Origin of the sequence: Streptomyces sp. NPDC090442 (genome assembly GCF_044769405.1) — a bacterium.
Lineage (GTDB): Bacteria > Actinomycetota > Actinomycetes > Streptomycetales > Streptomycetaceae > Streptomyces.
The window spans coordinates 68,306-77,196 of the sequence record NZ_JBIVXW010000044.1 but is presented as its reverse complement, the minus strand read 5'-3'; the positions used below and the strand labels follow the sequence as shown (position 1 = coordinate 77,196).

At 65.9% G+C, this 8,891-nt stretch carries 12 protein-coding genes; 2 read left to right on the top strand and 10 right to left on the bottom strand.

Annotated elements, in window-relative coordinates; all coding sequences use genetic code 11:
* Positions 1 to 170: 170 nt before the first annotated feature.
* The 10 genes from ACIQU6_RS28085 to ACIQU6_RS28040 form a co-directional block, all read right to left on the bottom strand.
* Complete coding sequence (locus tag ACIQU6_RS28085; protein WP_403484467.1) at positions 171 to 1,964, bottom strand: hypothetical protein; 1,794 nt, start codon at positions 1,962 to 1,964, stop codon at positions 171 to 173.
* 208 nt (positions 1,965 to 2,172) lie between these two features.
* Entirely contained in the window at positions 2,173 to 2,403 is a 231-nt protein-coding gene (locus ACIQU6_RS28080) for a hypothetical protein (protein ID WP_403484466.1), read from the bottom strand.
* Between the two features lie 75 nt (positions 2,404 to 2,478).
* Positions 2,479 to 3,165 carry a hypothetical protein gene (locus ACIQU6_RS28075; RefSeq protein WP_403484465.1) on the bottom strand — a complete coding sequence of 229 codons (687 nt, stop codon included), beginning with the start codon at positions 3,163 to 3,165 and terminating at the stop codon, positions 2,479 to 2,481.
* A gap of 265 nt (positions 3,166 to 3,430) precedes the next feature.
* Entirely contained in the window at positions 3,431 to 4,036 is a 606-nt protein-coding gene (locus tag ACIQU6_RS28070; RefSeq protein ID WP_403484464.1) for a hypothetical protein, read from the bottom strand.
* A 573-nt stretch (positions 4,037 to 4,609) separates the two neighbouring features.
* The gene (locus ACIQU6_RS28065; RefSeq protein ID WP_403484463.1) at positions 4,610 to 4,774 is read right to left on the bottom strand and encodes a hypothetical protein; all 165 of its coding nucleotides are present in this window, start codon (positions 4,772 to 4,774) and stop codon (positions 4,610 to 4,612) included.
* A gap of 334 nt (positions 4,775 to 5,108) precedes the next feature.
* Positions 5,109 to 5,579: a hypothetical protein gene (locus ACIQU6_RS28060; RefSeq protein WP_403484462.1), complete on the bottom strand. Its 471-nt coding sequence runs from the start codon at positions 5,577 to 5,579 to the stop codon at positions 5,109 to 5,111.
* A 98-nt stretch (positions 5,580 to 5,677) separates the two neighbouring features.
* Positions 5,678 to 6,052, bottom strand: a complete 375-nt coding sequence (locus tag ACIQU6_RS28055; RefSeq protein ID WP_403484461.1) for a hypothetical protein — start codon at positions 6,050 to 6,052, stop codon at positions 5,678 to 5,680.
* A 290-nt stretch (positions 6,053 to 6,342) separates the two neighbouring features.
* Entirely contained in the window at positions 6,343 to 6,678 is a 336-nt protein-coding gene (locus ACIQU6_RS28050) for an Lsr2 family protein (protein ID WP_403484460.1), read from the bottom strand.
* A 176-nt stretch (positions 6,679 to 6,854) separates the two neighbouring features.
* On the bottom strand, positions 6,855 to 7,280 hold the full coding sequence (locus tag ACIQU6_RS28045) for a hypothetical protein (protein WP_403484459.1): 426 nt from the start codon (positions 7,278 to 7,280) through the stop codon (positions 6,855 to 6,857).
* Between the two features lie 8 nt (positions 7,281 to 7,288).
* Positions 7,289 to 7,462 carry a hypothetical protein gene (locus ACIQU6_RS28040; RefSeq protein WP_403484458.1) on the bottom strand — a complete coding sequence of 58 codons (174 nt, stop codon included), beginning with the start codon at positions 7,460 to 7,462 and terminating at the stop codon, positions 7,289 to 7,291.
* 542 nt (positions 7,463 to 8,004) lie between these two features.
* Here ACIQU6_RS28040 and ACIQU6_RS28035 point away from each other — a divergent pair.
* Entirely contained in the window at positions 8,005 to 8,493 is a 489-nt protein-coding gene (locus ACIQU6_RS28035; protein WP_403484457.1) for a hypothetical protein, read from the top strand.
* Positions 8,490 to 8,816, top strand: coding sequence for a winged helix-turn-helix domain-containing protein (locus ACIQU6_RS28030; protein WP_403484456.1), 327 nt, complete (start codon positions 8,490 to 8,492; stop codon positions 8,814 to 8,816). The genes ACIQU6_RS28035 and ACIQU6_RS28030 overlap by 4 nt, the downstream gene beginning before the upstream one ends.
* The last annotated feature ends 75 nt before the right edge of the window (positions 8,817 to 8,891 follow it).

Below are 8,891 nucleotides of genomic sequence, written 5' to 3'. Positions count from 1 at the left end.
ACCTCGTGCTCGTCCGCGCGACGGCCTGCTGAATCACCCACCAGCCGAACTCCCAGGCCAACACGCCCCAACATCAATCGCGGGGCAGCCCGTTAAAGAAGCTGAGGCGGCTGGACGTTCTCCTGGTCGAATTTACGCCTTGCTGGCTGATTCATTGCGGTCAGGCTCCGTTAGTTGAGGAGCCCGCGGCGGCGGGGCGTGTGCAGGGGCTCCGGCTCATACAGAGCGAGCAGCACCGCCTCACCTCGGTCGGGGGACTTCATGCCGCGTGCCCGCATGGCCTTCTTCGATTCAATCTCGGTGTAGCCGTTGGTTTTCGACAGCAGCTTGGGTGTGGACAACTGCGCGGCTGCCTTCCGGTCGACGTGGAGGCGTAGCCGGCCGCGGCCGGTGGATGGGTCTGGTTGGAGGAGGCTGCGGGTCGCGAGCCACATCTCGTCGCGCTTGCGCCACGGCCGCATGACTGCGCCGGGGTCGTCCTGGCTGGGGGACTCGGAGACCATGACGCCGACGATCTGGGCGCGGTGGCGGCCTGTTTCGGCCCAGCGTTCCAGCATGCTGACCACGCCGTGGCCGATGCCGTTCTGGTCGACCTTGACGCGCACGGGGTGCGGGGAGTTCAAGGCGTCGGCGAGGCGCTGCGCGGCGTGGATCTCTTTGAGGGCGACTTCGGCGACGGAGACTTGGTTGTCGTTGGCGGCGCCGGCCGAGGCGTGTCGGTATTCGACGGTGTCTCCGACGGCGCGGTACACGGTGAATTCGTCGCCGCCGTCGGCGGCGACGTCGATCCCGAGGCGGACCCAGGCGCCTTCCCGGACGGTGTGCTGGGCGCTCTCCCCGTCCAGGCCCAGGTCACACAGGCGGTGCCAGCCGTCGCCGGTGGGGTCCTCGTAGGTCATGGCCGCCTCGACCCAGGACGACGGGATGACGATGCCGCTGCCGCCCTTGGGGAAGCGCGCGTAGACCTTGGCGATCACGTACGGGTGGTCTTCGCCGTACGACCGAAGAGTGCGGTCGACCCAGTCCTGGTCCGGCATGTGTTCGGCGAGGGAGTGCTGGGCAACGCCTTCCGGGCAGTCTCTGCAGTAGGGCGTGTGCTCCTTGGTGATCGCCGGAGAGTCCAGGGAGGAGATGGGGATGGTGACGGTCGTCGGCTCGCTTGGATCGTCGCCTTCGACGCAGAGCCCCTCGAACCAGGAGGCCGGGTCGTCCATGGCCGGGTTGCCGATGGCGAGCATCGCCGCGTGCCCTCCGGTGAGCAGGTTGTTGGTGCCGTGGCCGATCATCGGGGCGATGCCGCCTGCCTCGTCGACGATGAGCAGCAGATGGGGCATGTGGATGCCCTGCATCGCGGCCTCGTCGTTGGAGGGCGCCGAGAAGCCGTAGGCGACGACGACGTCCTGGCCGTACGGGTCGGGCATCTTGTACTGGACGGTGTCGCAGTAGCCGGGCAGCCCGGCCCGCGGTACCACTTTGCGGATGTGCGGCCAAAGTTGGCGCTGCACCTGCCGGAAGCGCGTTGCGGTGGTGATGCACAGGGAGGTGCCAACCGGATAGACGTTGGTGAACCACACAGCGGCCCGCGCGGCAAGGTGGGTCTTGCCGACGCCGAATCCTGCGGGAACAGCAACGCGCTTGTGGTCGACGATCGCGTCGAGAACTTCCCGCTGCTTGGACCACAGGGACTCGCCGAGAACGTCTTCGACGAACCCTGACGGCGAGTCCCGCCACAGGCCGTACAGGGACCCGGTGGTGCGTTCGACCTCCGTCATGACGATGGCGCGTTCCCGATCGGTGAGTTGGTGCTTGAAGACGTTGCGGCGCTCGGTGGGGGACAGGCCCAGGAGGATGTCGGCGACATTGGCGGCGTCTCGGGAGACGACGCCGGGACGGGCGTGGCGCAGCGTGGCTGCCGAGGGGGCTACGCGGGTGCGTGACGGCGGGTCAGGCTGCGTGCGGTGCATGGGTGCAAGGTGTCGCGCGGGCCGGGTTTGTGTCGCGGTCTGGCCGGGCCCATGCCCGGACTCCGGCCAGACCGCGGCTTCCGGCGCGCGGGGGGCGACTGCGTTGTGTGCGCTTCGCGCCGGAAGCCTTGCTCAAGGCCCACCCGCCCGAGGGGGGAAGGGTATGCGGGCCTCGGCACCCATAAGTACGTCGGCGAGCCCGATCTTGTTACACCCACGTCTCCCGAGGCATATCGGTGTCCACCGGGCGGCCTTCGACGATGTCCTGCTCCCGGTGTGCGCGCCGGAGCGCTTCGAGGATGATCTCGGCCTCCGCAACGGCGACCGCCCGTTCGTCAGGGGTGAGCCGGAACCAGGGCGTTGCCGTTGCGCCGCATGAGGCCAGGATCTCACGCCGGGTCTCGTAGTAGTGGCGGGCCAGAGGCAATGGGCTGGGCATGGTGGTCATGCTGGAGGGAACGTCACCCCACCCGATTCTGTGACAGCGCCGAGCGCTGCCATCTGGCCGTCCTAACTACTTCCTGGCGGTGGCCAGTTCGTCCGGTGCCGTGATCGTGGCAGGGTTCCCGGCTTCGAGTTGCTGCAGACGCTTCAACGTCGCAGTGAGCATGGCCTGGGCGCCGGAGGGGTCACCACCATTGCCGCCGTCGATCCTCACGCGGATGTCGACCTTGCCCGAGCGGCTGTACCCGTAGACGCTGTCCTCGCTGAGGCCGGGGTTGAGCACGAGTGTGCTCTCCTCGCCCACCGACGTCGTGGGGGCCTGTTGCTTGTTCTTCTCGGTGCCCTTCCACGCTACGTAGGCACTGTGTGCGTTCTCCGCAGTGTCGAAGAGGCAGATATTCACGAAGGCCATGTTTTTCGTGGATCCCTTGTATTCGTACGCGGACTGGCTGCCCCGGACCCATCCCTTGGGAGCGGAGTCGGTCCCCGAGGTGTTGCAGGAATAGCCCTTGGCCACGCGCTTGGTGCCGTGCAGCGACCATCCGGGAAGTGTCTCGCCGTCGTCCAGCAGCGCCTGGGTGAGTTTTGCCTGGGGCACGCTTGTCGTGATCGGCTTCGGCGCGGGGGAGGAGGCCGACTTGCCACCATCTGGAGTACCGGAAGCGGAGCTCGGTGCGTCGCTGCCGGAGGAGCAGGCGGTGAGCGTGACCGTCCCGGCGAGGGCGATAGCAAAAAATGCAACTCGTAAATGTGACATGAGCACAGCCTATCCAGCTGCGATCACGAAACAGCAGGGTTCCGGTATGGCCCTTTGGCGAGGACGCTGACGGTGCCTGAGCGAAGCGAAGGCACCGTAATTACTTAATGGTGGTGCTTGATGTTGCTACTAAAGGCGCCTGACCTGCCGGGACCCGGGTCACCGGGAGCCGGTTTCACCGGCGCCGGGTTTTCAGGCCCCGGTCACCGGCGACTGAAAACCCGGCCCCGGTGCTGCTCTGGAGCCGGGTCGACAGGGTGGTCGATCAACGGCTTCGGCGCTTCGCCTTGAACTTCAAGTCGCGAACGTACTTCGTGGTGACGTTGCCCAGTTTGGCGATGCGCTCTACCTCCCAGCTGCACGGCTCCTCGGACAGTTCGAGCGCAGCGTCTTGGAGGAACGGCATGGCGGCCTGGCGGCGTGCTGTGGCTACCGACACTGTCTCGGACAGGCCCGGTAGCCGCTCGGCGGCGTCCTCGATGAACGGCACTCCGGCGTCCTCCGCGGCCTGGCGGCGTTCCGCGGCTGACATGCGGGATACCAGGTCGCCATCGTGGCTGACATTCGCCTTCTTGTCGCCGAACAGCGCGAGCCGGTACATCTCGTAGAACGCGTTGGGATAGACGCCCAGGACACGAGCCACGCCCCGCACCCCCTCGTACAACCAAAGGCTCACGGCTGCCTGATTGCGCTCCTCGACGTGGGCGGCGATCTCCAGGTCCGCCTGCTGCACGATCTCGCTGGCCCGAGCGAACCGGTGGTGGGCGCGAGCAATGCCGGACAGCTCTTCCTCGACCTCGCGCTTGGCGTCGGCTCGAAGCTGCTTGTGCTCGGGTATCGCGACTTTGCTCTGCGAGTGGGGGGCGGTCATCTTGGGCCTCCGTCGGATCGCGGCACCACGCTGGTGCCGGGCGAAGGCTGGGGCAACCCCATGCCGAACGAACCCAAGAATAGTACAACCCGCGTCACCGTCGCGTCACATCACCGCCGTACACTCCTTCTGACCAGGGCAAACCCGAACCGCCCCAGCAGAACCACCCGCCCACTGACGTCACCTCTCGCATTCGCCGCACCCAGGAACGGGGAATCGGCCAGCGCAAACCGACCCACCACACTCCCCGGGAGCCGGCCGCGCCCCAAGACCCCGCGACCGACGAGACGCCTCACCGCGACCACCACCAACAACGCCGCGAAAGCGGCAAGAACTCCTCACTCTCCCTCGCCCACGGGTCGCGCCTACGCACCCTTTGCTCGGCGCGCGAGCGCACCGTGAACACCGCCCAGGTACGCCGCCCGATCGTGATGGCCGGCCCACGCACCTCGTACGACTGGGCACCTCGGTCATAGGCGTAGCCAACCGCAAACCAGATGCCAGGCATCGGCGTCGTCCACGTGCCAGCCGTCCACCGGCCGCACTCGACATACCTCGGCGCCACTCGCTTCATCAGGACACCCCCACGACCGCAGTGCGCACTCCGCCCGCGGTGAGCAGGTAGGAACGCCCGTCGGTGTACCGCACCGGTACCTCCTCCGGCGCGGACGGACGGCGCACCTTCCACCCGGCCGAGTACGACGGCTGAGGGTTGTCCTCGAACCAGCCATTGCACATGGTGCAAACCAGAAGAAGGTTGTGAGCCTGGTTGATCCACGGCTCCCGGGCGCCACCCATACCCCGATTGACACGGTGATGGATCGTCAGCCGGTGAACGGACCCGCAGCGAACGCACCGCCCGCCGTCTCGCCAGTAGACGAGATCGCGGACCGTGAGCGTCGGTCCGGTGATGCGCCGTGCGGCCACAGTGATGTCTCCTCACCTGCCCCAAGCGCCGGGCCGCTCACGCCACGGCCCAGACCTCACGCTCAGAGCGAGGCGAGCAGAGTGACCTCCAACTACCGCTTACGTCGCGGCCACAACGCCCCGACAGTGTTGCGCTCGCTGCGTCCTAACTGGCCGCGGTCTTCGCTGTCTCGGTCAGTGCCATCAAGACCGCTGCTGCGTCCGGGACAGTGGCGTTCATGACGTCTACCCGTCCGAATCCGCCCTCGGCGAGGACGAATTCAAACTGGGCGTAGCTCAACTCGCATTCGTACACATAGGTACCCGACAGCGCCTCCACCAAGAGGCCGCCGGCCGGGGCGATATGCAGCAACCGCATTGAGCCGACCGCCTCGGCGATCACCTTGTTAGGGACATCGCGAAACTCCACCCTCACGCGACCATCGGCATCGATACACACCCGCCCAGCGCCGAAGCCCTCCTCTTCGTACTCCAGCCTGAAGGGGTGGCAGCCGACGTACCGCGACTGTTCAACTAGCGGAGGGAACGCCGCCTGCATCACGGTGACGGCCGCCCGCTGCGCCTCGTTCCAGCACGCGTCCCAGCCGCCGATGGCGTCCATGACGTCGGAATTCATTCGGGGCTCCGTTCAACCGCCTGGCAACGACGAGCCGGAGCCGGCCGCGCGCCGGGCACAGGGTGGGTGCAACCGGCGAAGCATCCAGGCCCCGCGATCTAACGTCGCGCCGGCAGCAGAACCCGCGCCCGATACCGAGCTATGAGAAGAGCAACGTCGTTGCCGATGAACCCATCAACCTCATCAAGAGCCGCGACGGGCAGCGGATCATCCGAGGCATACCCGGGGACTGGACGGCCAGAGATGTGGGCGCACAACGAGTCGAGCCTGTCCAAGAGCTCGGCGCGGCGGGCCTGGTCGTCGTCGAGGCTGCGCAGCCACACGTAGTGCCCGTGAGGATCGTTGGGACGAGGCGGCAAGGACCGACGGATGGCGTCAGCCCGTTCCGCGAGCGCATTCCACACCGGAACGCGCAACGTCTCCGCGAGGAGGTCCCGGCCGTCACGCTGCATATTCGTGGTGGTCACGTTCATGCCCCCACTGTCGCAGCGACCACCGACAGCAGAACTTGGCGCGCCTTGCACGAGCATCCCCATTGCGGCGCCGACGGGCTGCTGCGAACACCTCGGTCGTGCGGAATAATCCATCACTCCCAGCCGACAGTCCCCGCCTGCAACCCATCGCCCTCCCGTCCGCTCTGGAGGGTGTACCGCAAGGGGAGCTGCCATACAGGCAGGATCCGCCTTGGAGTAGTCGGCCGCACCTTGACGGGAATGAGGAAGGCCCCCACGGAATGGGGGCCTTTCGGTGGCTTTTGGGTAGATCAGTGTGCCTTTGCGTATGCCTCACGGATTTCAGTCGGCACCCGCCCGCGGTCGTTCACCTCGTGGCCATTCTCCTTGGCCCACGCGCGGATCTTCGCTGTGTCCTCGCCGCTGCTTGCTGCCGCACCTGCACGACCACTGGCCTTCCGCAATCCCCGCACCCGTCGACCAGCGTTGGTAAACGGCGCAAGTGCCTCCAGCAGCTTGTCGTAGCTGTCCGGCCCGAGGTCGATTTCGTAGTTCACGCCGTCGAGCGAGATCGCGTGGGTGGCGGCCTCCGAGGACTCTTCGCCCGTGAGGTCATCCGTGTAAATGGTTACTACCTTCTGTGCCATGGGAGCATCCTATGTGCAGAACAAAGGTGCTGGCCCCGCGTTGCCAGGGAAGCGCAACGCCAACCGTCCTCCAGCCAGGCGTAGCCGCTGCCGATGTGTGAAGCATGGGATCTGCCAGGCAATGCGGTAGCGCGTCAACGAGCCAACAGCTCCGTGCTGGTCGCCGCCCGTACTCGTTACAGGAGGAGCGCATCAGGCGCGGGGGCTTCGTAACTGGTCAACATTTGCACGACCTTCCTTCGAGTCTGCTCCTGCATGAAAGGGATGGCTTTTTCCAGGAATATATCTTCTTCCAGAAGGGCTTCCAGAGCCTGAAAATAAACGGGACCTGTGAGGGCTTGAGTGGAGCTGCGCGTCATTAGTTCCACAAATTCGAAGCATCTGCCCATGAGTTCTGGATCCGGTATCCCCCTTCTGAGCTCCGGCTGTACGACTGGTCTTGTGAATGCCAGATCGAAGAGCATGCAGGTGTCGTACTGTGCGGCTTTGCTGGCAACAGCCCGTTCTGCTGACATCCCATAAAGTTTGGCGACGTGATCCGCTGTCTCCGGCACCATGCGCAGTAAGAGCGCGGGAACCTCTAGGACATCAATCTCGCTCACTTTCCCCATCAGGCGCGGTTGCCGGACGACGGATTGCAAACGGCCCCCGCGCCACTGTCGAAGACTTCGTTCGCCATGGACCCCTGCGGCATGTAGGTGCCTGGAGTGCCGCCGAGCACCTTCACGATCTTGGCGCGATCCGTGATGCTGGGAACAGAGGTGGGATTAACGGACGTACTCATGTTGATCAGCCTAAATGATGCCTAAACGCTGCTGACTTCACCGTCAGCGGGCGGCACCGGCGCCCCGCCAGTGTTGCCGCCGGTCTCTTCAGCCTGGCACTCGAAGTCGTACATAGGGCAGCTCGGCGCCGGCGTCGGGTCAGCAGTCGGCCGAGAGGTGGGTTCGGGAGGCTGGGATGTCGGCGGACGGGAGGGTTCGGTCTCCGGCCCGGCGCTGCCGCCGAATACCGCCAACGACGCAATCACGGCGCCAACGATGACGAGCAAGGCGCCGACGACAAGACCAACGGTCCGAGGGGAGAGCGAGGGAGCGCTCACGAGGTGTCCTTCCAAGCGGGGATGGAACCCCGGACTGTGACCGCTCGGAGGGGCTTGTGTCGCCGGGCAGCGCGTTGGCGTGGACGCCCCGCGGGCGATCGAGGAGTGGGCGGGCGCGACGCGGTCGTTGGCGTTGTCGCAGGGGCTGCATGCTCAGGTTGCCAAATGTGAGGCTAGAAAGTAGTTTCCAAATGGAAAGTTACTTTGTGTGTGGGAGTGAGTGCATGGACGAGTACCGAGTAAGCATGGACGTTGTGGTTCGTCAGCGTCAGGCCGCGGCCGCACAGGTTCGGCTGAGCTGGTGGTTTCCGGTGTTGAGCGCGGTGTCCTGGACGCTTGCGGTCAGCAGTGCGTACCCGGCGGCCGGTTACCGGCGCTTGGGCATTCCGGACCTGCCATACGGCCAGGTTGGCGGCCTGCTGTTCTTAGCGTTGATCACGATGTTCTCCGTGCGGTCTGGGATGAATCGGTGGGATATACGGCCATTCACGGCGTATCCGTCGTTGCGTCGGCGCTTCCTCGCGTTCGCCCTGGCGAGCCTGGGCAGTTTGGCGGTGATGTTTGGGCTGGGTCGGCTGAGCGACTCGTCGAGCGGCGCCGCATGGGCGGCCGTTGTGGTCGCGGTGGTCGCGGGGGGCGTGATCGCATTCGTGCTGACCTGGATGGCTGCGGGGATCCGCGGCGACATCCTGACGGGGGGCCAGCGGCAGTGACCGACGTACCCGAGGGATTGGATCCTGTGATCCATGCGCTGCCGAAGCTGTCGATCTGTGCGCTTCTGGCCGCAGGCCCGCAGTGGGTGGAGTTCCGCACGGTCCGGGAGGCGACAGGGCTGAGCGACTCGACGATTTCCAAGCACAGTCGCGCCTTGGAGGAAACGGGCTACATCGAGATCCGCAAGGGCGGAGTCGGACGGCGCCCGCGCACCTGGTTCCGCATGACCCCGCTGGGCCAGACCCGCTACAGCCGACACGTTGCAGCGCTACAGCGGCTACTCCAGCGTGAACCTGACCTAGACACCAACTCGGGCGCCTGACTACCGCGTACGCGAAAGTAGCGATCGAGCGGAACCGTGACTACGCCCCATCCGCGCAGAGCACTGTCGGGCACC

Bases quoted from the DNA above. Each gene is read 5' to 3' on its own strand.
- ACIQU6_RS28085 (WP_403484467.1), bottom strand. From the start codon at position 1,964: ATGCACCGCACGCAGCCTGACCCGCCGTCACGCACCCGCGTAGCCCCC.
- ACIQU6_RS28080 (WP_403484466.1), bottom strand. From the start codon at position 2,403: ATGCCCAGCCCATTGCCTCTGGCCCGCCACTACTACGAGACCCGGCGT.
- ACIQU6_RS28075 (WP_403484465.1), bottom strand. From the start codon at position 3,165: ATGTCACATTTACGAGTTGCATTTTTTGCTATCGCCCTCGCCGGGACG.
- ACIQU6_RS28070 (WP_403484464.1), bottom strand. From the start codon at position 4,036: ATGACCGCCCCCCACTCGCAGAGCAAAGTCGCGATACCCGAGCACAAG.
- ACIQU6_RS28065 (WP_403484463.1), bottom strand. From the start codon at position 4,774: ATGTGCAATGGCTGGTTCGAGGACAACCCTCAGCCGTCGTACTCGGCC.
- ACIQU6_RS28060 (WP_403484462.1), bottom strand. From the start codon at position 5,579: ATGAATTCCGACGTCATGGACGCCATCGGCGGCTGGGACGCGTGCTGG.
- ACIQU6_RS28055 (WP_403484461.1), bottom strand. From the start codon at position 6,052: ATGAACGTGACCACCACGAATATGCAGCGTGACGGCCGGGACCTCCTC.
- ACIQU6_RS28050 (WP_403484460.1), bottom strand. From the start codon at position 6,678: ATGGCACAGAAGGTAGTAACCATTTACACGGATGACCTCACGGGCGAA.
- ACIQU6_RS28040 (WP_403484458.1), bottom strand. From the start codon at position 7,462: ATGAGTACGTCCGTTAATCCCACCTCTGTTCCCAGCATCACGGATCGC.
- ACIQU6_RS28035 (WP_403484457.1), top strand. From the start codon at position 8,005: ATGGACGAGTACCGAGTAAGCATGGACGTTGTGGTTCGTCAGCGTCAG.